This window comes from Shewanella sp. BJSY2023SW005 (assembly GCF_047314585.1).
In the GTDB taxonomy this organism is placed as follows: domain Bacteria; phylum Pseudomonadota; class Gammaproteobacteria; order Enterobacterales; family Shewanellaceae; genus Shewanella; species Shewanella algae.
Map to the genome: position 1 here is coordinate 1 of NZ_JBKORJ010000029.1, position 21,088 is coordinate 21,088.

A 21,088-nucleotide genomic window follows, 5' to 3' on the forward strand; every position below is an offset into this window, starting at 1 on the left:
AAGGGGATGAAGTGGTTGATGCCATGCTTCCAGGAAAATCTTCTAAGCTTCAGGTTAGCAGGAATCGTACCCCAAACCGACACAGGTGGTCGGGTAGAGAATACCAAGGCGCTTGAGAGAACTCGGCTGAAGGAACTAGGCAAAATGGTACCGTAACTTCGGGAGAAGGTACGCTCCTGTTGGTGACGAGACTTGCTCTCAGAGCTGACGGGAGTCGCAGATACCAGGTGGCTGCAACTGTTTATCAAAAACACAGCACTGTGCAAAATCGCAAGATGACGTATACGGTGTGACGCCTGCCCGGTGCCGGAAGGTTAATTGATTGGGTTATCTTCGGAGAAGCTCATGATCGAAGCCCCGGTAAACGGCGGCCGTAACTATAACGGTCCTAAGGTAGCGAAATTCCTTGTCGGGTAAGTTCCGACCTGCACGAATGGCGTAATGATGGCCACGCTGTCTCCAGCCGAGACTCAGTGAAGTTGAAATTGCGGTGAAGATGCCGTATACCCGCGGCTAGACGGAAAGACCCCGTGAACCTTTACTATAGCTTGGCACTGAACATTGACCCTACATGTGTAGGATAGGTGGGAGACTATGAAGATGAGACGCCAGTCTTGTTGGAGTCAACCTTGAAATACCACCCTTGTAGTGTTGATGTTCTAACCTGGGCCCCTAATCGGGGTTAGGGACAGTGCCTGGTGGGTAGTTTGACTGGGGCGGTCTCCTCCCAAAGAGTAACGGAGGAGCACGAAGGTTGGCTAAGTACGGTCGGACATCGTACGGTTAGTGTAATGGCATAAGCCAGCTTAACTGCGAGACAGACACGTCGAGCAGGTGCGAAAGCAGGTCATAGTGATCCGGTGGTTCTGAATGGAAGGGCCATCGCTCAACGGATAAAAGGTACTCCGGGGATAACAGGCTGATACCGCCCAAGAGTTCATATCGACGGCGGTGTTTGGCACCTCGATGTCGGCTCATCACATCCTGGGGCTGAAGTCGGTCCCAAGGGTATGGCTGTTCGCCATTTAAAGTGGTACGCGAGCTGGGTTCAGAACGTCGTGAGACAGTTCGGTCCCTATCTGCCGTGGGCGTTGGATGATTGAGGGGAGCTGCTCCTAGTACGAGAGGACCGGAGTGGACGAACCGCTGGTGTTCGGGTTGTCATGCCAATGGCATTGCCCGGTAGCTACGTTCGGAATCGATAACCGCTGAAAGCATCTAAGCGGGAAGCGAGCCCCAAGATGAGTCATCCCTAGGGCCTAGAGCCCTCTGAAGAGCCGTTCGAGACCAGGACGTTGATAGGCAGGGTGTGTAAGCGTTGCGAGGCGTTGAGCTAACCTGTACTAATGACTCGAGAGGCTTAACCATACAACCCAGATGGGTTTTACGGACTTGAAGAAGTCGATACTTGATTGAAGTTTGAACTCAGGCTCTGAAGAAGAGCACAGCTTTCTGAATTGAAGAACAAAGGTTAATGACGCAGGTAATTGTTTGGCTGACAAAGCCCGAAACAATACCGTCAGACGGACAATTAACCAGTAAGAATCTGTCTGGTGACAATAGCATTGTGGTCCCACCTGATCCCATCCCGAACTCAGAAGTGAAACGCAATCGCGCCGATGGTAGTGTGGGGTCTCCCCATGTGAGAGTAGGTCATCGCCAGACGCCTAATAAAATGAAAATCCCCAGCACTTTGTGTTGGGGATTTTTCGTTTTAATTGCATTTTGAAATGTCCACTCTCACATGGGGAAGATAAAGAGTCCGAACGTAGTGAGGCACAATCCCATGTGGAGTAGGGTGAGGTTATCGCGTTTATCAAACTCAGTTTGATGCGACAGACGAACGCGGAGAGCTTGCTCGAAGCTGGCTATCGCCAGACGGCTAATACCAATTTGATTAATTGTCTGGTCAGGTTTATCCAGTCTCTGGAGCACAGAGATTTAACCCGACCGGTATCATCTAAAGGCACTCGAGGCTTAAGTAGCGAAGGGTTTATCTCGCTTCCAGCGAGCATGACTTTCATGGCAGTCATATACTTCAGCTCGCCGTGGTGCAGTTTCATGTCACAAGCACTCATCAAAATCTGTTGTCATATGCTATCAATCCAAAGGCTTTAAGATGTTACTGGTGGCTTTATGATACAGCTAACTGTCATGGACAGGCTTTTCCTTTATAATTAACAATTTGATGCTTTCATATATTCTTGGTTAAGAATGAGGAGTCGAGCTTGCTGACCAAAATTCTGCTGACGGCCTTGGTATTGGTACTGGCGTGGACCATGCTCAAGCGAAGGGCAAGCCCTGAAGTGAGGCAGAAGGAGATTGCCGAGCCGTTGCCCCTGTTCAAACGCTTTCTGGTCCCGGGAGCCGTGGGCGTGACCTTGATACTGGCCTGCGGCTTTTTTGCCTGGCAGTGGTTTGATGGTTATCAGGTGGTTTCCGTGACCTTGGTTTCACCCAAGGAGGAGCGGCGGGAAGTTTATCAGGTGCGCAAGAAAGATATCTCAACTAATGAATTGGTTACCGTGGATGGACTTAGGATCCGCCTTTCCAGTGAGGAGCGTTTGATGATAGCCGAGAAAAGTGTTCCCTGACGCCATTGAGCACTTTCCATTAATGGCTTATCAGGTAAACTAGGCACATTTTTTTGCCGGGCATTTCTTTCTACGACACGGCTATCTTCAGGAGGACCCATGATTACTGCATACACCTATCAGGATCAGCAGCTTAAAATTATTGAGCTGACAATAGAAGACGGTCTTCCGGAGCAAACTCTGTGGTTGGATCTCTACAAGCCGGATGACGATGAACGGGATTGGTTGAGTCGTTACTCGGTGGAAGAGGTACCCGACGAGGAAGATATCAATGAGATTGAGGCCTCGGCACGTTTCTATCAAAACAAAGACGGCTTGCATATCAACTCTCTGTTTCCGCAGCGGGTTGGCCAGGATGTTCGTGGCGTCAACGTCTCATTCAACCTGCGTAGCCGGTTTTTGGTTACCATACGTGAAGAGGATGTCGGTCTTATTCGTTTGCTGCGTAACTATTTGCGTCTCGGACGTATCATGGTGGCCACGCCTCAAGCGCTGTTTATCGAGCTCTTTAATCTTAAGGTAGAGTACCTCTCTGACTTGATTGAAGATGTTTACACTGTGCTGGAAAACGTTGGTGAGCAGGTGTTTGAGAGTAATGAACTCGATGATGTGTTCAAGCTGATCACCTTGCAGGAAGATTCCAACGGCAAGATACGTTTGAGTCTACTCGATACCCAAAGATCTCTGCGTTACATACAGAAGTATTACCGTAAAGAGTTGGCCGAAGATGAGCTCAAGGAGATCCGCGAGATGTTGTCGGACATCGAATCTCTTATGCCTCACAGTCAGTTTATCTTCGACAAACTCAACTTCTTATTGGATGCTGCCATGGGTTTCAGTGGCTTGCAGCAAAACAAAATCATTAAAATCTTCTCGGTTGCAGCCGTGGTCTTTCTGCCGCCAACCCTGATTGCCAGTAGTTACGGGATGAACTTCAGAGAGATGCCTGAGCTTGAGTGGTACTTCGGTTACCCTATGGCGCTGGTGATGATGTTGGCCAGTGCGGCAGGCACTTACCTGTTCTTCCGCCGCAAAGGCTGGCTGTAACGTTGGCAACTCTGGCTAAGGGCTTTAGCACCTTGGTTACAGGGGCTTACGCCTTAGTGGTATCACCTGAGCCTTGTGATCTCTGTACTGGTCCGGGGCTTCCAACACGCTCGCCAACGCGGCGAACTTGTGGCGCATAATACGGATGCTGACCAGGCATCTGTGATAAGGGTTATTGCAGCGTGCCAGACTCTGCTGCAGGTGGTGTTTAATGGTTCTGAGCTGGTCCTGGTTGGAGTCGGAACCATTGATCAACTCATCACTCAAACGCTCCTGTAGCTTGTCCAATTCTTCCGGCTGGTTTTGAGCCAGCCACATCAAGGTGTCAAAATCCGGTAGTTCTGTCATTGCCGGCCTCCGCCTGTGAGGGGTGAGCCTGGTTTCAGGCTACCCAAATCCAGGTTGCAACAACAAGATTAGTTCAGTCTAACTATGATGGCGATAATGACTTTGGTTATATAGGCCGAAGGGCTCAGCCTTTGCTTTCGCTGCCGAAGTAATAGCTGACCCGTTCTCTGGGATTGAGATACTTGAAGATTTTCTCCGGCAGGGCCGCCGGTGGCAGGCAGCGCACAATAGAAAGGCCTTCGGCTTCCAAGTCGATAATCGGTGCCTGATCTTTGGGCACCAGAGCGTCATATACCAGAATTCGTGGCAGCAGTAGCTTATCTAGGTTGACCGACATTACCAGCCCATATTGACCGGAAGAGAGTTCGACCACGCTGCCGGGAGGATAGACCCCGAGCATCTTGATCATCTTGCCGACATATTCCTGATTCAGCTTCCCCTTGGAGTATTTATACAGATAGCCCAGAGCAGCATAAGGCGTTTTGGCCTTGGATTGCACTCCAGGGTGACAAAGAGAGTCATATTGGTTCACCACAGCCACCAACTGGGCGGTCTGGCTCAGTTCATCGGCTTTCAGGCCTCTTGGGAAACCGCTGCCATCGAGCAGCTCATGGTGATTGGTGATAACGTCCCTGGCATTTTCCGGAAAATCGGCTGCCAGCTTGATGAACTCTGCGCCCATCAACGGGTGCTGATTCAGCAGGTTTTGTTCGGGTTTGTTCAGTGGCTCCTGCTTACGCAGTATCTGGCTTGGCAGTTTGAGCTTGCCTACGTCATGGAACAGTGAACCCAGGCCCACGGCCTCGATATCTTCTCTGGGCCATTGCAACTCTTTGGCTACCAACATGGCGAGAATGGCTACGTTGAGAGAGTGAAAATAGATGCCTTCGTCTTTATCCGAATCGGCCATCAAATGGAGGATAAGGTTGTCGGAGGATAACAGTTGCTCGGCTATGTCACGCACCAAGTCCTGCGCCTCGGTAACAGCATTCAGAGGCCGGCTGCGTAGTTTGTTGACCAGATTGCGCATTCTTGCCAGTGAACGGTCAAAATGTTCCTCTGTCTTATGCAGCTCACGGCGCATTTTCTTGAGGATCTCGATTCGCCTTTGCTTGTCGCTTTCCATCTGTTGTTGCAGAGAGTCGACTTCCTGTGGATTTTCCACCGGGGCAGGCTGCTGATCGGCCGGTAGCGGCGGGGTATCACTGCGATCCGGCACCACGAATACACTGTCTATGCCCAGCTTGCGGATAAGCTCGATTTGAGCCTGCTGTTTGATACGGAAGCTACTGAAAAGAAAAGGGTGATCTTTCCACGCCAGTGGAAGGCGGACGAAGTTGCCTACCTGCAGTTGTTGGACACTGACTCTACAGCTCTTGTTCATTCAAATCATCTTTTTTAAGCAATCGAATCATTTTAGCGCAAAGAGTACGCTTTACAATTAGTTAGCTCACATGTAAGCATGTTTGGATAAAAAATTAATCAAATTGAGATTTTTATGGACTTTATCGAAGTATATCCCAATGCCATTCCTGATGAGTTATGCGATCGTCTTATTGCCGCCTTTGATGCTCATCCGGGTGTTACTGAGGGCCGCACAGGCCATGGTGTCGACAAGGAAAAGAAAATCAGCCGCGATCTGACATTGGATCAGTATCCCGAGTTGCAGCCTCTGCGCAATGAGCTGCTGGGCCACACACTAAAGCATGCCGGGCGATACTTTGATAAGTATGCCATGGCGCTGATGGGAGCCGTTGCCGTGCAGGTGGCTGATGAGTCCGGCAATGCAGTAACCCTGACACCGGATAACTATGCTCGTCTGGGAGCCCCCCGAGCCGAGGCGCTGGTACAATACCTTTATCGTAGTGGTACCATCAATCTGCAAAGATATCAGCGCGATGTCGGTGGTTATCCTCATTGGCATTCTGAGCAGTTTCCCCAGGCCGGTCACAACGACGCCCTTCACAGAGTGGTGCTCTACATGTTCTATCTCAATGATGTGGCCGAAGGCGGGGAGACTGAATTCTTTTATCAGCAGCGCAAAATTGCGCCAAAGAAGGGCACCATGGTGATAGCCCCGGCGGGATTTACCCATAGTCATAGGGGGAATCGTCCCAAGAGTGATGACAAGTATATTGCCACCTCCTGGATCATGTTTAACCGCGCCGAGCAACTTTATGGGCCAACCCGGCGCTGAGACTCACTGCATGGGAATTTGAATGCGGAAGCGGGCACCTTCCAGATCTGAATCCTCAATGCTGAGGGTGCCGCCGTAACTGCTGACGATTTCGTTACATACCGCCAGACCAATTCCCTGTCCCGGTGACTGGGTATCGGCGCGCACGCCGCGCTGGATGATCTTCTGTTTAAGGCTCTCATCAACACCTGGGCCGTCATCTTCTACCAGTATCTGCAGTATGTTGCCTTGATAACCGGCACTGACGCGAACGGTTGAGATACACAGGCGGAACGCATTTTCCATCAGGTTGCCGAACAGCTCCATCAAGTCGCCCTGATTGCCGGGAAACTGCAGCTCTTCCTCTATTTTGGCGCTGAACTTCACCTGTTTGTCACGGTATACCTTAAACAGCATCTGTGCCAGTTGCTCCACCAGAGGGGCAATCGGAGTCTGTTCCTGCTTGAGGCCTTTGCGTCCCAGCATGGCGCGCTTGAGCTGATATTTCACCAGTTGATCCATCTGGCTCACCTGTTCCATGATTTTTTCGCTGCTGGCCTGTTTGTCCAGGCTGGCATCATCTGTGATGGCATGCACGGCGGCGAGACGGGTCTTGAGGCTGTGGGCCAGATCATTCATGGCATTTTGATAGCGCTGTTGTTGGGCGCTGGATTGCTGCAGCAGTTGGTTGAGCGCTTGGGTAACGCCTTCAAGCTCCACCGGATAACCGCCCGAGAGTGACTTGGACTTACCGTTGATGATGGATCTCAACTCATTTCGCATCTGTACCAGTGGCCGCATGCCCCAGTAAGCGGCGCTGATAAGCAGTACCAGTGCCAGTGCCAACACCAGCGCCAGGCGAATATAGGTGCGTTTGGCAAATTGGCTGTATTCCTGCTCCAGTTTGGCCGCATCCTTGAGCACCAACAGGTTGTAGTGAATACCGGCGATATCGACCGACAGCAGATAGGCAAAATAGGCGCGATTATCGGCCATGTTGAGGTAGTAGGGGGGCGCTTCGTTGCGGATTTCATTGAAACGTTCACAGGTATCGAACAGGCCTCTGTCCACCGCCAGCGACGAGGTCCATACCTGCTTGAACTTCTCATCACAGGAGGCGATGACATAGCGCTCCTGTTTGTTGTTCTCCTCAAGCCAGGAGCTGGTGTCCGGTATCAGGTCGTGCTCCCTGAGCTCGGCAGCCACCTGAGGGATTTCGGCTATCAGCTGCGCGGTCTCTTCGTTATAGCTGTTTTGCGCATGCAATATGTTGACCATCCAGGCCAAGCCAAAACCGACCACGGCAATGATCGACAGCGAAGTGAGAAACATCCGCGTCAGCAGGCGTTTCTTGGGTTTTATTCTCAATTGCATGGCAGGTTGAATTTGTACCCCTGGCCTCTGATGGTCACTATTGGATTTTCGATGCCGTCACGGGTCAACTTCTTTCGCAGTCGGCTCACCATCACCTCAATGGTGTTGGGATCGCCTTCCTTGTCGCCGTAAATAACGTCCAGCAGGCGCTGTTTGGCGACCACTTCATGGTTGTGACGCATCAGGTATTCGAGAATTTGATATTCGAAGGCGGTGATTTCCATCGGCTCACCGTTCATGGTGACTTGCTTGGCAGCGAGATCCAACGACAGGTCGCCACTGTTGATTACCGGCTTGACGAAACCGGCACTGCGGCGGACCAAGGCATCGAGACGGGCCACCAGTTCCTCTTTTTGAAAAGGTTTGACCAGGTAGTCATCGGCGCCGGCGTTGAGTCCCTCAACTTTGTCTTGCCAGTTGACCCGGGCAGTAAGGATCAGGATAGGGGCTTTGACATCTTCATCCCGCAGGCGTTGGATAAGCGCAATGCCGTCCTGATCCGGCAATCCCAAATCCACAATGGCGACATCAATGGGGTAGTTGGTCGCCTGAAAAAATCCCTCTTTGGCTGTTCCCGCCACCTGGACCTGATTTCCCAATTCTCCCAGTTGTACCTTGAGGTGATGGGAGAGTAAGGGATCGTCTTCAACAACCAAAATTCTCATATTCTTTACGCCTTTAACTGAAATCCAAACAGTGTACGCAGTTCCCTGGAACAGCTCAAGCCGAGGGGCTAAATCAAGGGCTTAGGCCAAAGACCCGGCTGGCTTAAACAGGGCTATACACTGGCTCGAGTGTATAGCCCTTTTACTTAACCTGTGCTGACCTCTGATGCGGATTGTTGAGTAATTGGTCTAAGAATTGGAAAGGTTGTGGTGAGTTGCCGTTATGGCAGGCGGCTACGGTTTCTCGCCAGCCCATTACCACTCCAGGCGCACAGCAGAGTAAACAGGGTGACCCCGCCCATAATGAATGCCAGCCTGAGCCAGGGGGCATCCATGGCCTGGCGCATGGCAACATATTCAAAGCCACTCTTGGCCCATACCAGCAAGGCGCCGGCCAATAGGCCGACTTGCAGGATGCGAACGACAACGGCGCTTTTTACAAACAGCACGGCCGGCGCCAACAGGCAGATAGCGGCGGCGATTGTGTGTGAGTCTCTGAGAAAATGGGCACCCAGCAGCCAATAAGCAAGACAGAGTAAAACAACACGCCACCACATAGAAACCTCGAATCGATTGAGTTGGGGCTATTCTAGTCTGGATTTAAAATGTATTCTATTTGCTGCTTCACAGTTTACCCCCGGAGCTCCAAGGGTTAAGTCCTTCAGGCTTTATACCAAGTTTGCGGCTCAATTGTTCTGCGTCAAGCCGTCAGCAACCTCAGCAGTATGGCAACCGAGACGGCCAGGAAGATAGCGCCGCAAAGGTAGTCTATGTAATGGCCAAAGCGCAGCAGGCGTTGCTGCACCCGGGCGTGAGACAGCAGCATGGCCAGCATGGCAAACCAGATAACCGAGAGCAGCGGCAGTAATATGGCGGCCAATAGCTTGGTCTGGCTGTTGACCTCCGGGGTGATAAGGGTGGAAAACAGCGTTAAAAAGAACACCAACGCCTTGGGGTTGAACAGGTTGGTCGATAACCCAAGCAGCAACCCGGCGGCGGCAGACATGGTGTTATCGCTCGCACTTTTACCTGGCTCATTGTCTACCCTGTTGTTTAACTCCTCGGACTGCATGACTTGTGTATCATTGATTGCTGCCCGGCTGGTTGGCAATTCATTGGTTTGAGCTTCAGCGAGTGGCCTTGCCGCCAAGGCGCGTTTAAGCCAGGCCTGAACACCAAAGGCTCCCAGTCCCATCCAGCCCAGATAAAGGGCGCCAAAGAGCTGCACCAGCACAAACAGGGTATGCGAGCTTTGAATGGCCAGGCTGACACCTGTGAGGCTCAGGACAGTGTGCACCAATATCGCCAGAGAGATGCCAACGGCGGCCGCCAGTGCGGTGCTGCGCTGCTCTCGGCTGGCAATTTTCAGGATCAATGCAAAATCCGGCCCCGGGCTCGCCAATGCCAGCAGGTGAATGGTGCCCAGGGTCAGCAAAAGATGCAGATCTGTCATAGTCAACTCTATCCTGTAGTGCCTCATTAAGCCGAGGCTGAAAGTGTTTGGGTATAGGGGTAAAATGCTCAGCCACCAGGGAGGGGCATGTGGATCACAGCATGCGCCGCTGAAACGCCTGTGGAGAAAGCAGGAAGGCACGCTTGAAGGCTTTGTTCAGATGGCTCTGATCGAAGAAGCCGACTTGCTGCGCCACCGAAATCACACTGTCTCCCCTGAGCAGGGCTTTCTTGGCATATTCCAGGCGGATCCGCTTTAAATAGGCATGTGGCGTCATGCCGGTTCTCTGGCGAAACTGCCTAAGCAGTTGGTATTGGCTGAGATCCAGCTCCTTGGCAAGCTGCGGCAACCTAAATGGCGCACCGGGATCGGCATGAAAGGCTTCTCTTAACCTATCGAGCTGACTCTGGCTCAAGGCGTGGGGCAGTCTCTCTGTATTGAGCTTGCGGCCATGCAGGCGCATCAGCTTTTCCAAAAAGGCGATAACCGCGGCTTCGGGAACCAGGAGGTCATTGGCTGCTATGGGTTGGGTCAGCAAATGGTGCAGCTGGCAAAATTCCCGATACAGCGCCGGATGATGCAACATAGGCGCGGCAAAACTGAAATATCCCAGGCCGAGATCCCGCGCCAGTTGTTGCAGCCAGTCATGGGGCAGGGACATTACCAGGGCACAATAGCCCTGTTGTTCGCTGCTCTGACCATCATGGCTGCTGTCGGGATCCAGGGTCGACAGCCAATGGGGTCTCAGGTGCCAGGTTTGGCCACGGTAATGAAAGTCCTGGCCGCCGTGACTGACCACACCGATATGAAAGTCCAGATGAACATGGGGCTCGAAGTGAAAATGTTGAAAACTGGCCCGACTGATCTCCAGTTCGGGATGGGATGGGGCGCGCCAGTAATGGATTTTCTCCTCGTGCATCTTGCTATCCTGGGTAAGAATTTATGTTATCTTAGCGGTCGGTGATCCAGGCCGCCTAGTAAATTATTGCACGGCCGGTATCAAAGTCAGACCTATAAATACCGATAACAGATTGGAGCCCACTGTGAAAGGACAGATCTTAAGAGAAATGAAAGTACTGAGTGCTATTGAACCTGAATATGAGGTGGAAAGGCGGGTAGCATTTCTCAAGGCCAAACTGCAGGAGGCTCACTGCAAGACTCTGGTACTGGGGATCAGTGGCGGGGTCGATTCTTCCCTGGCCGGGCGCTTATGTCAGTTGGCGGTAGATTCGTTAAATGAAGGCAAAGCCGAGGCTGAGTACCTTTTTGTGGCCATGCGTTTACCTTACCTTGAACAGCGCGATGAACATGAGGCGCAGCAGGCGCTGGCATTTATCCGCCCCAGCAAACTGGTGACTGTGAATATTCATGACGGGGTTAGCGGCATTCATCAGCATGTACTCAGTGGCTTTGACCGCGCTGAACTGGCGCTACCGGATGCCAACAAGGTTGATTTTGTGAAGGGTAATGTCAAGGCCAGAATGCGGATGGCAGCCCAATACGAGGTAGCTGGCTTACTCGGGGGCCTGGTGGTCGGTACAGATCACAGCGCCGAAAATGTCACAGGTTTCTATACCAAGTGGGGCGATGGTGCTTGCGACTTGGCGCCGCTTTTTGGCCTGAATAAGCGTCAGGTCAGGCAGTTGGCCGCCTTCCTCGGCGCCTCGGAAACCCTGGTCCGCAAGGCGCCAACGGCGGATCTTGAGTGTGACAACCCTGGGCTTGAGGACGAAGTCGCCCTTGGGCTGAGTTACGATCAGATAGACGACTTCCTTGAGGGCAAGCCGGTTTCCGCCGAGGTGGAAAGCAGGATCATAGCCATCTACAAAGCCACGCAGCATAAGCGCAGGCCTATCCCGACCATTTACGATTAACCGCTCAAATTGAATCGTAAAACGCCGCGTTAATCGCGGCGTTTTCTTTATGGGTTGCAGTGCAGCGCTTGGCGCAGCAGCAAAATACTGGCGTTGGGAAACTGGCGGTAATCCAGGTAGGGGACTTTCCAGCGCCACTGATCCAGCCGCTGTATCCCGGGGGCACCGGTGAGCTCCTGTCCGGCATCGTCGGCGATATTGAGTTTGCCGGCGGCTTCATTGCCGGCGATAAGAGCTATGCCGCTATCAGTTACTAGCTCGGTCGCGCCTATCTCAAGCGCTACCTGGGAAAAGAGCCCCTGTTGCAGAAAACTACGCCAGTCGTCATCCGGGGCAAATATCTTGGCGCAGATCACCAGGATTTTGCGCCAGTGGTTGGAGTTGGCGGCTATCAAGGCCGCGGCGGCATCGCTCTGCTGCCAATGCCAGTCAAGCGGCAGTGTTGGCGGGTTGGGCAGATAAACCCGCGCTTTGGCCAGGTCGTTACCAATACGCAAAGGAAATGAAGGCGTTGAGTGTGCGTGCACGTTTGCTCTCTGTTAGACTTTTATGCCAATGAATCTCAGTGTAATGCCATTCCAGCGTCGCCACTTTGGGGCAGTTCAAGGTAAAGGTCAATGAAAACTCTGCTTATCAGTTCGGGGAAACAGCTCTCTATCGCGCTTTTTTATGCTTGCTTCGGTATAGGGCTGGCGTTGACTGTAACCGGGATCTGGCTACTCAATGGCCGCGCCGATTTAAGTCCTTGGCATACCCATTTTCTGAGCCATGAGTTTGATCGCCACAAGGGAGTCGAGGACTTCGGTGATTATCTCAAGTTGGAGCAGCAGCTGTTTACCGAGCTTGATCAGGAACTTGGCAAGCTTTCCGGTGGCATCAGTTCCCCCATCAATCGTTATCACAGTGGCAGCATAGCGGATCCCAAGCGCTGGGCTTTGCCTTGGAATCAAAGTTTTGAGTGGGCCAATGCGGACGCGCAGTTCGGGCTCTTGTTGCTTCATGGTATGTCAGATTCACCCTACGCCATGCATCAGTTTGCCGAGCAGTTCAAGGGGCGCGCTCATGTGTTGGCGTTGAGGCTACCGGGACATGGCACTCTGCCATCAGGCCTGGTGCGCCTGGAATGGCAGGATCTCGCCGCTGCCGTCAGGCTGGCCAGTCGCCATATGAACCAGGTGCTAAACGGCAAACCTCTCTACGTGATAGGTTATTCCACCGGTGCCAGTTTGGCACTCAACCATGAGTTGGAAAACCTTCACAGCGGCAGGCCCACGGACTATGAAAAGGTGGTGATGCTGTCACCGGCCATAGGTTTGGCCCCCATGGCCGTGGGCGCGCAGTGGCAGTCGCAGCTGGGCTATATTCTGGGGCTGGAGAAACTCAGCTGGAATACTATCTCACCCGAGTATGACCCCTTCAAATACAGCTCTTTTGCCGTTAATGCCGGTGATGTGGTTTATCGCCTGGCGCAGTACAACAGTCAGCGTTTGTTGGCTTTGCCTGAGGATAAAAAACGCCAGTTGCCGCCGATTTTGGCGTTTCAGTCGTTGGTGGATGATTCGGTATCGACGAAAGCTGTGCTGGAGAACCTGTTTCTGCAACTGCCCAAGGGAGCCAATGAACTGGTGATCTATGATATGAACCGCAGTCAAGTGAACCTCAGCATGACACCAGTGGATCCGCTGGCGGAAATCAGCGGCATACTGGCGCGAACCAACCTGACTTTCCGGGGAACTTTGATTGAGAACCAGGTGGGCTTTAGCCATCTGGTGCAGGCCAGAGAGTTTGGTACTCATAGCGGAGTGGAAAAACTTGACTTCAAATGGCCCGTGTCTGTCTATTCCCTGTCTCATGTGGCCTTGCCATTTTCTGCCAACGACAGCCTGTATGGCAATCAGATGCCGAATAGTATGGAGCGCATTCAAATTGGCGCCGCAGCGTCCCGAGGGGAGCGCGGTGTCATCAGCATTCCGGCTGCGGATATGCTGCGCCAACGTTGGAACCCTTTCTTCGATTATCAGATGCAGCGGATTGAAGCCTTTTTCAGTCAAAATCCTGAGCCGACAGAGTACAGATGACCCGGTTGCGCCCCTCGCTTTTGGCCTGGTACAGGTTGGCATCGGCTTCTTTCAGCCACACCTCGAGAGATGAGCTATAGGAGGCGTTGGCAATCAGGGCGCCGATACTGGCAGTGACACTTATTAGGCGTTGATCTTCGGGGTTGATGATCTCAAGCTCGGCAATGGCCTGACGAATTTCATTCAGAAACTGCTCTATCTTGAGTGGGTTGCACATGGGCAGCAGCAACAATAACTCTTCACCGCCATAACGGCTGATAAGATCCGAGTCGCGCTTGAATTTTGTCTTAAGTAAATCGGCAACCTGTTTCAAGGTCTCATCGCCGCCCAGATGACCATATTCATCATTGACCCGCTTGAAAAAGTCCAGATCCATCAGCACCACGGCTATGGCTTCGTGATTGCGCTGACACAGACCCTGCAATGTGGCGAAACTCGCTTCGGCATGGCGTCTGTTGGCAAGTCCTGTGAGTGGATCTGTCTGGGCCAACTGTTTGAGTTTACGGTTGGCCTGCTCAAGCTCCAGAGTTCGTATGATGACTTTTTCCTCCAGATCCAACTGATGCGCCATCAGTTGGCGTTGGCTTTCCTTGAGCTCACTGTAGAGATGGCTTACTTCCACGGGCACATTGTGGCCATCGAGTAACTTATCCTCGGTAAGACGTTTACCCTTGTTGAGCTGCTTTGAAATCAACTCCAGCGGCATGGTCAGGCGTTGCCCCACCACCCTGGCGACCAGCAGCGACAAGAGTAAAAACAGCAACAGTAGAGCAAAAGTGAACATAAACTGGCGCTCTACTTCGTGCAGCAATGGGGCGTAAGGGTCGAGCACAAAAATTTGCCAGTTGTTTGGCAGGCGATAGTGGCTGTAAACATATTCCGGGCTGTCATTATCCAGTGCTTTTAGATTGAGCATGGGCAATAAAGAGCTGTAGTGCTTGCCACTTTGGCGATAGTTGAGCCGCTCGAGTTTTGGCAAGGCCAACGCCCTGGAGGCATAGATAAGGCGCATGTTCTCATCGACAATAAACATCAACTGGTTGGTTTGTTCCAGAAAGTCATTATCCAGTTCACTGAAACGATTGAGGTTGAGTGAACCTTCCAATACGCCGATAACTTGTGGGCCTGTGGCGAGATACAGCGGGCTGCTGATGGCGACTATGGCATCTGAGCCGAAGCCCCGGCCGAGAAATACCGGTGAGACATAGAGGCGCTCGTTGAAAAACGCCTGCTGGAAATAATCCCTGTCATCTATACGAATATGATTTCCTTCAAGGCCCTGAAGCCTGCTGACAGGGCTTGCCTGCACTATGCTGCCTTCGGGATCGGCAATCAGCATGGTTAAAAATCCCGGATTGAGTTTGTGCAGCCGCGACAGCATCCGCTGCAATTCATCGGGAGTGGGTGAACTGTGTTTGATAAGCTCGGCGGCGGTGGCTATAACCGACTTGTGCCGCTCGAGATAATGCTCTACCGCCAGGCCGATATTTTTGGCGGTTTCATGTAAGTGTTTACCCAGGATCTGTTGCTGTTTATTGACCCAGTAATAATTGAATACCAGGGTAGAGATCATCAGGCTCAGGTTAAGCAGCAGTAAAAAGCTGTAAAAGAGTTGCTCGCCAAAGCCACTGCGCTTGGCGGGTAACTGACGAGCAATCAGGCGTGTCAATGCAGGGATTAACAATACAATCAAGCAGGCCAGGGTGATATAGACTATGGCATTGACCGATTGCTTGATCACCACAAATGGAATGTATTCAGAAGGTAAGTCGCTGAAAAAGTGGAGATAACCATAAATAAGTGGCATGCCCAGCAACAACCAGAAGCCGACACCCGCGTAAAATACCGGCCAGCGCCTGAGCCTGGCAACCCCCAGTGCCATGGCCTCAAGGCAGAAAAGCAGATAAACGTGCGGGCTGTCCCATTGCAGCATCAGCGAGGTGACGCTGATGGTGGCGGCGAGCAGGGCATACCAAGGCCCAAGTAAGATGGCGACAATCACATAGAGGGCATTACCCAACACCAACTGCACATTGGCAAACAAGGGGATAGGGAAGCTGTTACAGGCAAAGCCTATCAGGCCGGCCATCAGACTCAGCAACAGTGGTTGTCGATACCAGGGCAAGTGGGTCAAGTCGGTTCCAACTCCCGTCTGGAGTTAACGAATAGTTAATGACAAATGCTAGAGCTAAATGGTTTATTTAACAATAATTTTTGAATATTTGTCTTGAGCGCTACCCAGTACCTGTTTCGAATCGGTACTCGCCAAGGTTAGCTGTGGTGGCGGTTTTGCATAAAAAGGGATGGTTGGGTGGTCAAACAGGGCAAGCCGATAAAGATGAATAGCTGAAGATAGCAGCCGGAAAAAGCATCAAGGCGCCCTTGAACAATGAAAGCGCCTTGACGTGTTTGACAGCCTTATTCGCCCTTGAGGCGCCGGTCCAGTTGATCTTTTAAGTTGGCGGGCACGCCTTTGATCAAAATGGTATCCGAGATAGGGTCGTAGATGACCCGTTCGCCCAGATGTGAGCTGTCAAAGCTCAGGGTCAGGCCGCCGCCGGTGCCGGAGAATTTCTTCAACTGCCTCAGGGTGGATTTATCGGCCGGAAACTCCTCTTCCAAACCGTAATCACCGCCCACGGCAAAGTCATAGAAGGAATCCATGCCGGATTCTGCCAGTTCATCGGCCAGATCCTTGAGCATGACTTCACTGCCGCTGTCGACCTGGGAGGTGCAGTATTCAAACACCCGGTCGCGGCAGGTTTGACGCTCTTCTTTGGTCAGTTCACCGCCACCGACAAAGTCTTCCACCGCCTGCATCAGGGTCTTGCTCTGCTGCTTGGGGTTAACCCCTTCGACGCAGCCCATAAAGTCGAGGAAGAAGTCGGCCACCTTGCGACCGGCTCTGCCGCGGATAAAGGAGATATATTTGCGTGACTCACTGTCGGCTTGCCACTCGGTGAGATCGATTCGGGCCGCCAACTGGATATTATTCAGATCCAGATGGTCGTTTTGCGACAGCTCCATATCATCCAGCACTGTCATTGACGACTTGGCATTCAGCAGTGCCACAAACAGGTAGTCGCTGGCCATAAAGGTATAGCAGGCCAGCAGCAAAAAGCCGCCCTGGCTGAAGTCATACTTGGAGAGTTCTTCCTGCAGCAGTTTGCCGGCAGTGGCTGAGAATTCTACAAAGCCTTGCTGCCCATCGCGATAAGACTTGAGTGCTTCCTTGAAGGCGGGGTTGGCTTCGCCATCATCACCGGGGACGCCAAAATAACCAAAGCCTTTTCCCGCTTTGCTGGAATAGCTTTGGTGCAGCTCATCAAGCATGGTCTCAACAGCCTGGCTGTTCAGCAGTGGTTGAGGGCGCAGACGGCAGCTGAGCTGGCCTTCGCCGTTTTGGGTGATTGCGTGAATAATCGCTTGTTCGACGTGAATACTCATAAGCCCCGATAGTGATACTCTGTTGTAAATCCGCTATTATATGCCGCTAATCCTAATCTGAGTGAATCATTTTTTATTTATGGCTATCCAATCAAAATATACCAATGCTCAAGTTGAATCCCTGATCGCCGAATTGCTGGCTGTGCTGGAAAAACACCAGGCTCCGACCGATCTTGGCCTGATGGCGCTGGGGAATGCGGCTTCGCATCTGTTATCGACCAAGGTGCCCAAGGAAGCCCGTCAGCAGGTGGCGGAACAATTTGCCAAGGCATTGACACAATCCCTGCGTTGACTTGTAACAACTGAAATGCGCTAAATAGTGGCGTTGTAAGTCAAAAAGCACATAATAGCAATCAATGTAAGATACACAGGCAACTTACAAAAAGCGGATCCATATGGTCGAGCGAACAAAGCAGTTGGGCAAGGATAGGGTTTCACGCCTAATCAATTGGGGGCACTGGTTTGCCTTCTTCAATGGCTTTTTGGCCATGATAGTCGGCAGTCGATATCTGGAAAGTGTCGGCTACCCGGAAACCTGGATTGGTTGGGGTTACCTTGGCGTCAGTACCATAGGCCATTTCAGCTTCCTGGCGTTTATTGTCTATCTGGTGTTGCTGTTTCCCGTTACTCTGTTGTTGCCTTACTCGCGTATCCTTCGGGGATACGCGGCAGTGGTGGCCACCCTTGGCCTGTGTATCATGCTTTATGACACCATAGTCTATGACGACTATGGTATGCATTTGAGTCCCTTCGCAGTCGATTTGGCCTGGGCTGACCTCAACAGTCTGCTGCATGGCACTTCCTATATCGTCACCCCCCTTGGGATCCTCGCTCTGGAGTTGACCGCCGCCAACTTTATCTGGAAGCGGATTGAGAAAATTCAAAAGCGCAATTATGGCAACAAGGTGGTGGCCTTTATCGGGGTTTGCTTTGTCAGTAGCCATCTTATTCATATCTGGGCCGATGCCGCCGATGTCACTGAAATTACCCGTTTCGATGATGCCTACCCGTTATCCTATCCGGCAACGGCGCGCACCTTCATGGAAAATCACGGTATCGATGGCTCCAGCAGCTTGAAGGTGGATACCGAAACCAGCTTTAAATACCCAAGAGCGCCGCTGACCTGCAGCGCCGAAGAACATCCCAATGTGCTGCTTATTGCCATCGACAGCCTCAGGGCCGATATGGCCGACGAGCAGACCATGCCGTTTTTCAGCCGCTACAGCAAACAAAACCATGAGTTTATGAATCACCTCAGCGGTGGCAACACCTACCGCAGCGGCATGTTTTCCCTGCTTTACGGGCTGCAGGGCAGTTATATGGACGCGGTGGAACTCAATTACACCAGCCCCTTGCTGGGGCAGAGCCTCAAGCAGCAGGGTTATAATCTGGGGCTGTTTACCAGCAGAAGCAATTATGCAGAGGCGCGGCCCCAGGCAATTTTCCGCGACTTCGACGCTCATATTGCCGAAGATGAGGGTGACAGTGCCATGGCCGATATTCAAAATATCGACAGTTTCAAGCAGTGGCGGGCCCAGCAACAAGCTCCTTGGTTTGTACTGCTGAATCTCAAATCACCGGAAGACTATGATACCCCGGTAGGTTTCCTCGGCGTGCAGACGGTAAAACCCGACAGTGCCCTCAAGCCGGCGCAGAAGGTGTTGTTCAATCAATATCGGCAATCGCTGAACTTTATCGACAAACAGCTGGAGCAACTCTTGTCTGCTATGCCGGAAAATACCCTGGTGATTATCACAGGTGTCAATGGCAAGGTGTTCACCAGTAATGCCGATGAAGCCAGACGAGACCTGTCACCGGCCAATGTCAATGTGCCTCTGGTGATCCATTGGCCCGTCGGCGGCCACGCTCAGGCTAAATACCGCACCAGCCACTATGGTTTGGTGCCAACCTTGATGAGCCAGGTGCTGGGGTGCAGCAATCCGGCCACAGATTACAGTGCCGGTCGTCATTTGCTGCAACCGGACAGTCTCACTTGGGTCTATGTCGGTGATGCCAGAATTTTTGCCATCTATCAGCAGTCGGAGATCACTGTGATTGACCGTCACGGTCAATATCGTATCTATGACAAGGCTTATCAGAACCGCCTGGACAAGAAGATGAGTGCCCCGGAACTTATCGAAGTGATGCGCGAAGGGCGGCGTTTGTACAACCATTAAGTGCTGCGGATTAAAGACTGTACGATAGAGAAAAAACAGACCACAAACTAGGCAGTTAAACTAAAAATTCTCAGATGGAGCTTGCACAGCCTCGCGACTGTTGATAAAGTTCTGCCTCGTTGAGACGGCACACTGCGCCAGCCGCTCAAGACAAATATCGGTATGTAGCGCAGCCTGGTAGCGCACTGTCATGGGGTGTCAGGGGTCGGAGGTTCGAATCCTCTCATACCGACCACATTCAAAACAAAAAAGCCCAATCTTATGATTGGGCTTTTTTGTGCCTGTCTTTTTGTATCTGTCTTTGGGTAAGCAGCGAAGTCAGCAGTCTTGCTGGTTTATGCTGCAGTGCCTGTCAGTGGTCAAGGTTCCCAAGCCAGGAGAATGAACGGCGGATAAAGCGGTCGGCATCCCGGGACTGACATTCACCGTGGGCTATGATGAGTTTCTCCGCTCGCCAGCCAAGTATAGTCGCCAGGGCCTTTCGGGCCTGAGGCTTGCCAAAGCTGAAGCTCAGGCGCCAATCCAGCGGCGTCTTGCCGTTGGGGGCCAGTATGCCGCTGATGCGTGCCAGCGGTCTTTGCCAGGCTTTGAAGCACTCGGGCTGAAAGTTCTCAATCAAATCGGTCAGGATCAGTGTGCGGCTGCGGCGATGAAAGAATACAGCCTCCTGCATCACAGGGCTGCCCTGAAACAGGCAGAAGTCCAGCTCGTCAAGCCAAGGGGCATTGTGTTGCGAGTCTGCCAATTCGCTGAGCAGCAGTTGGTCGAAATGCAGATCGCTGCGTTTTTTTGCCAGTTCTTCGGTCGCGTAGCTTAGGGCGTTGGGAAAGGCTTGCTGCCAGTCTTTGACAAACAGATGGTGCAATGAGTTGGGCGCCAGCAGATAGCCGACTTCACCGAGGGCCTTGACCTCCTCGAGCAGTTCGCGGCTTAGCTCTATGGGGGAGTGGAGCCAAAGCGTGCCATCATCAAGCCTGACCACTGTCATCCGGGTACTGTAAGGCAGGCCAAAGAAAGGCACTGTCTTGCCTGCAACTATCCAGATGTTATCACCGAAGGGTATGAGTCTGTGATTTGGCATTCCGGCTCCTTGGTCTCACTTCTTCCATGGCATTGTCATCTAACGCCGATGATCCCGCCCATTGTCAATGTTACTCCTGTGGGGCTTTTAATTCCCTCAGGTAGCGGTAAATGGTGTGCACAGAAATATCCAGGCGCTTGGCGGCCACCTGGGCACTGTCCTTGAGCTCAAAAATACCGGCATCGAAGAGGCGAGTCACTATTTCACGGCTCTTTTTCGATGGCGGGATCAGTTCACTGTGGCGTACTTCCTGGTTGACCTTGTCTATGGTGCTGTGCAGCGCCTCTTCGATATTACGGGCAAAGACTTCCGATGTGCCATTGCTCTCTGTGAGCGGACATTGCTGCGGCAGCATGGAGCGCAGTACAGACATCAAGGGCGCATCCATATCCGTGTTGATACACAAAAGGCCTATGGCCATCTGCTTTTCGTTGCGAATAACCGTAGTGATGGATTTCAAGGTCTTGCCGTTGCTGCTCTGGCTGAGATAGGCCTCGGAAATATCGTGGCCGCTCTTGAGCTTTTCCAATGCCAGATTGGTAATGGGAGCGCCGACACTGCGGCCGGTGACATGGCCATTGGCTATTTTGATTATTGAAGGGTGGTCTCGGTCCAGACTGTGCAAAACCACTTCTGTGTGTTGCCCATACATGGTGGCTATACCATCGACCACATTTCCCATGGCGTTGAGTATGTCCATATCTTTGGGGGTCAACTTATGAAGTTTCACAGCTATCCTCTTGCGATGGCCCGGCAATTGCCGGGCGTCGGAGA

At 52.2% G+C, this 21,088-nt stretch carries 19 protein-coding genes, 1 tRNA gene and 2 rRNA genes; 10 read left to right on the plus strand and 12 right to left on the minus strand.

Features of this window, described 5'->3' with window-relative positions:
• From ACMHXI_RS08965 to corA, 4 genes are all read left to right on the plus strand, one after another.
• Positions 1 to 1,368 (plus strand): 23S ribosomal RNA (locus ACMHXI_RS08965); the annotation flags it as partial.
• 181 nt (positions 1,369 to 1,549) lie between these two features.
• Positions 1,550 to 1,665: ribosomal RNA gene (rrf, locus tag ACMHXI_RS08970) — 5S ribosomal RNA — on the plus strand.
• A 563-nt stretch (positions 1,666 to 2,228) separates the two neighbouring features.
• A complete protein-coding gene (locus tag ACMHXI_RS08975) occupies positions 2,229 to 2,594 on the plus strand; it encodes a hypothetical protein (protein ID WP_025889694.1) in 366 nt (121 codons plus the stop codon).
• A gap of 99 nt (positions 2,595 to 2,693) precedes the next feature.
• The gene (gene corA / locus ACMHXI_RS08980) at positions 2,694 to 3,641 is read left to right on the plus strand and encodes a magnesium/cobalt transporter CorA (RefSeq protein ID WP_025889695.1); all 948 of its coding nucleotides are present in this window, start codon (positions 2,694 to 2,696) and stop codon (positions 3,639 to 3,641) included.
• A gap of 36 nt (positions 3,642 to 3,677) precedes the next feature.
• Here corA and ACMHXI_RS08985 read toward each other — a convergent pair whose 3' ends face one another.
• Complete coding sequence (locus tag ACMHXI_RS08985) at positions 3,678 to 3,989, minus strand: DUF3135 domain-containing protein (protein WP_025011469.1); 312 nt, start codon at positions 3,987 to 3,989, stop codon at positions 3,678 to 3,680.
• A 124-nt stretch (positions 3,990 to 4,113) separates the two neighbouring features.
• Positions 4,114 to 5,373 carry an HD-GYP domain-containing protein gene (locus tag ACMHXI_RS08990; RefSeq protein ID WP_025011468.1) on the minus strand — a complete coding sequence of 420 codons (1,260 nt, stop codon included), beginning with the start codon at positions 5,371 to 5,373 and terminating at the stop codon, positions 4,114 to 4,116.
• 114 nt (positions 5,374 to 5,487) lie between these two features.
• Here ACMHXI_RS08990 and ACMHXI_RS08995 point away from each other — a divergent pair, with 114 nt between their 5' ends.
• Positions 5,488 to 6,186, plus strand: a complete 699-nt coding sequence (locus tag ACMHXI_RS08995) for a 2OG-Fe(II) oxygenase (RefSeq protein ID WP_025011467.1) — start codon at positions 5,488 to 5,490, stop codon at positions 6,184 to 6,186.
• Between the two features lie 3 nt (positions 6,187 to 6,189).
• Here the strand turns inward: ACMHXI_RS08995 and ACMHXI_RS09000 are convergent, their stop codons facing one another.
• From ACMHXI_RS09000 to ACMHXI_RS09020, 5 genes are all read right to left on the minus strand, one after another.
• Positions 6,190 to 7,539, minus strand: coding sequence for an ATP-binding protein (locus ACMHXI_RS09000; RefSeq protein ID WP_071238814.1), 1,350 nt, complete (start codon positions 7,537 to 7,539; stop codon positions 6,190 to 6,192).
• Positions 7,530 to 8,204: a response regulator gene (locus ACMHXI_RS09005; protein WP_025011466.1), complete on the minus strand. Its 675-nt coding sequence runs from the start codon at positions 8,202 to 8,204 to the stop codon at positions 7,530 to 7,532. The genes ACMHXI_RS09000 and ACMHXI_RS09005 overlap by 10 nt, the downstream gene beginning before the upstream one ends.
• Positions 8,205 to 8,425: 221 nt before the next feature.
• The gene (locus ACMHXI_RS09010) at positions 8,426 to 8,761 is read right to left on the minus strand and encodes a hypothetical protein (protein ID WP_208184841.1); all 336 of its coding nucleotides are present in this window, start codon (positions 8,759 to 8,761) and stop codon (positions 8,426 to 8,428) included.
• Between the two features lie 143 nt (positions 8,762 to 8,904).
• Positions 8,905 to 9,657 (minus strand): LysE family translocator, encoded by a 753-nt coding sequence (locus tag ACMHXI_RS09015; RefSeq protein ID WP_025011464.1) that lies wholly within the window; start codon positions 9,655 to 9,657, stop codon positions 8,905 to 8,907.
• A gap of 94 nt (positions 9,658 to 9,751) precedes the next feature.
• Positions 9,752 to 10,576, minus strand: coding sequence for an AraC family transcriptional regulator (locus tag ACMHXI_RS09020; RefSeq protein WP_071238813.1), 825 nt, complete (start codon positions 10,574 to 10,576; stop codon positions 9,752 to 9,754).
• Positions 10,577 to 10,700: 124 nt separating this feature from the next.
• Between ACMHXI_RS09020 and nadE the strand changes: the two genes are divergently transcribed.
• Complete coding sequence (gene nadE / locus ACMHXI_RS09025; RefSeq protein ID WP_093982763.1) at positions 10,701 to 11,531, plus strand: ammonia-dependent NAD(+) synthetase; 831 nt, start codon at positions 10,701 to 10,703, stop codon at positions 11,529 to 11,531.
• Positions 11,532 to 11,578: 47 nt separating this feature from the next.
• Here the strand turns inward: nadE and ACMHXI_RS09030 are convergent, their stop codons facing one another.
• Positions 11,579 to 12,058: a DUF6942 family protein gene (locus ACMHXI_RS09030; protein ID WP_413734715.1), complete on the minus strand. Its 480-nt coding sequence runs from the start codon at positions 12,056 to 12,058 to the stop codon at positions 11,579 to 11,581.
• A 90-nt stretch (positions 12,059 to 12,148) separates the two neighbouring features.
• Here ACMHXI_RS09030 and ACMHXI_RS09035 point away from each other — a divergent pair, with 90 nt between their 5' ends.
• A complete protein-coding gene (locus ACMHXI_RS09035) occupies positions 12,149 to 13,609 on the plus strand; it encodes an alpha/beta hydrolase (protein ID WP_109248641.1) in 1,461 nt (486 codons plus the stop codon).
• On the opposite strand, the gene ACMHXI_RS09040 is transcribed toward ACMHXI_RS09035, so the two are convergent.
• Together ACMHXI_RS09040 and yejK are read right to left on the minus strand one after the other, a co-directional pair.
• Positions 13,575 to 15,743 (minus strand): diguanylate cyclase, encoded by a 2,169-nt coding sequence (locus ACMHXI_RS09040; RefSeq protein WP_109248640.1) that lies wholly within the window; start codon positions 15,741 to 15,743, stop codon positions 13,575 to 13,577. The two genes, ACMHXI_RS09035 and ACMHXI_RS09040, sit on opposite strands and share 35 nt — an antisense overlap.
• Positions 15,744 to 16,027: 284 nt before the next feature.
• Positions 16,028 to 17,056 carry a nucleoid-associated protein YejK gene (gene yejK / locus ACMHXI_RS09045; protein ID WP_025889702.1) on the minus strand — a complete coding sequence of 343 codons (1,029 nt, stop codon included), beginning with the start codon at positions 17,054 to 17,056 and terminating at the stop codon, positions 16,028 to 16,030.
• A gap of 79 nt (positions 17,057 to 17,135) precedes the next feature.
• Here yejK and ACMHXI_RS09050 point away from each other — a divergent pair, with 79 nt between their 5' ends.
• The 3 genes from ACMHXI_RS09050 (at position 17,136) to ACMHXI_RS09060 (ending at position 19,468) form a co-directional block, all read left to right on the plus strand.
• Entirely contained in the window at positions 17,136 to 17,348 is a 213-nt protein-coding gene (locus tag ACMHXI_RS09050) for a YejL family protein (RefSeq protein ID WP_025011457.1), read from the plus strand.
• A 103-nt stretch (positions 17,349 to 17,451) separates the two neighbouring features.
• On the plus strand, positions 17,452 to 19,233 hold the full coding sequence (locus tag ACMHXI_RS09055) for a DUF3413 domain-containing protein (protein WP_109248639.1): 1,782 nt from the start codon (positions 17,452 to 17,454) through the stop codon (positions 19,231 to 19,233).
• 158 nt (positions 19,234 to 19,391) lie between these two features.
• Positions 19,392 to 19,468, plus strand: a tRNA-Pro gene (locus ACMHXI_RS09060).
• A gap of 117 nt (positions 19,469 to 19,585) precedes the next feature.
• On the opposite strand, the gene ACMHXI_RS09065 is transcribed toward ACMHXI_RS09060, so the two are convergent.
• Positions 19,586 to 20,314, minus strand: coding sequence for a DUF4336 domain-containing protein (locus ACMHXI_RS09065; protein WP_109248638.1), 729 nt, complete (start codon positions 20,312 to 20,314; stop codon positions 19,586 to 19,588).
• Positions 20,315 to 20,384: 70 nt separating this feature from the next.
• Positions 20,385 to 21,044, minus strand: a complete 660-nt coding sequence (locus ACMHXI_RS09070) for a transcriptional regulator (protein WP_109248637.1) — start codon at positions 21,042 to 21,044, stop codon at positions 20,385 to 20,387.
• Between the last annotated feature and the right edge of the window lie 44 nt (positions 21,045 to 21,088).

Excerpts from the sequence above, each read along its gene's own strand:
- corA (WP_025889695.1), top strand. The coding sequence starts at position 2,694 with ATGATTACTGCATACACCTATCAGGATCAGCAGCTTAAAATTATTGAG.
- ACMHXI_RS08985 (WP_025011469.1), bottom strand. The coding sequence starts at position 3,989 with ATGACAGAACTACCGGATTTTGACACCTTGATGTGGCTGGCTCAAAAC.
- ACMHXI_RS08990 (WP_025011468.1), bottom strand. The coding sequence starts at position 5,373 with ATGAACAAGAGCTGTAGAGTCAGTGTCCAACAACTGCAGGTAGGCAAC.
- ACMHXI_RS08995 (WP_025011467.1), top strand. The coding sequence starts at position 5,488 with ATGGACTTTATCGAAGTATATCCCAATGCCATTCCTGATGAGTTATGC.
- ACMHXI_RS09000 (WP_071238814.1), bottom strand. The coding sequence starts at position 7,539 with ATGCAATTGAGAATAAAACCCAAGAAACGCCTGCTGACGCGGATGTTT.
- ACMHXI_RS09005 (WP_025011466.1), bottom strand. The coding sequence starts at position 8,204 with ATGAGAATTTTGGTTGTTGAAGACGATCCCTTACTCTCCCATCACCTC.
- ACMHXI_RS09010 (WP_208184841.1), bottom strand. The coding sequence starts at position 8,761 with ATGTGGTGGCGTGTTGTTTTACTCTGTCTTGCTTATTGGCTGCTGGGT.
- ACMHXI_RS09015 (WP_025011464.1), bottom strand. The coding sequence starts at position 9,657 with ATGACAGATCTGCATCTTTTGCTGACCCTGGGCACCATTCACCTGCTG.
- ACMHXI_RS09020 (WP_071238813.1), bottom strand. The coding sequence starts at position 10,576 with ATGCACGAGGAGAAAATCCATTACTGGCGCGCCCCATCCCATCCCGAA.
- ACMHXI_RS09035 (WP_109248641.1), top strand. The coding sequence starts at position 12,149 with ATGAAAACTCTGCTTATCAGTTCGGGGAAACAGCTCTCTATCGCGCTT.
- yejK (WP_025889702.1), bottom strand. The coding sequence starts at position 17,056 with ATGAGTATTCACGTCGAACAAGCGATTATTCACGCAATCACCCAAAAC.
- ACMHXI_RS09050 (WP_025011457.1), top strand. The coding sequence starts at position 17,136 with ATGGCTATCCAATCAAAATATACCAATGCTCAAGTTGAATCCCTGATC.
- ACMHXI_RS09055 (WP_109248639.1), top strand. The coding sequence starts at position 17,452 with ATGGTCGAGCGAACAAAGCAGTTGGGCAAGGATAGGGTTTCACGCCTA.
- ACMHXI_RS09065 (WP_109248638.1), bottom strand. The coding sequence starts at position 20,314 with ATGCCAAATCACAGACTCATACCCTTCGGTGATAACATCTGGATAGTT.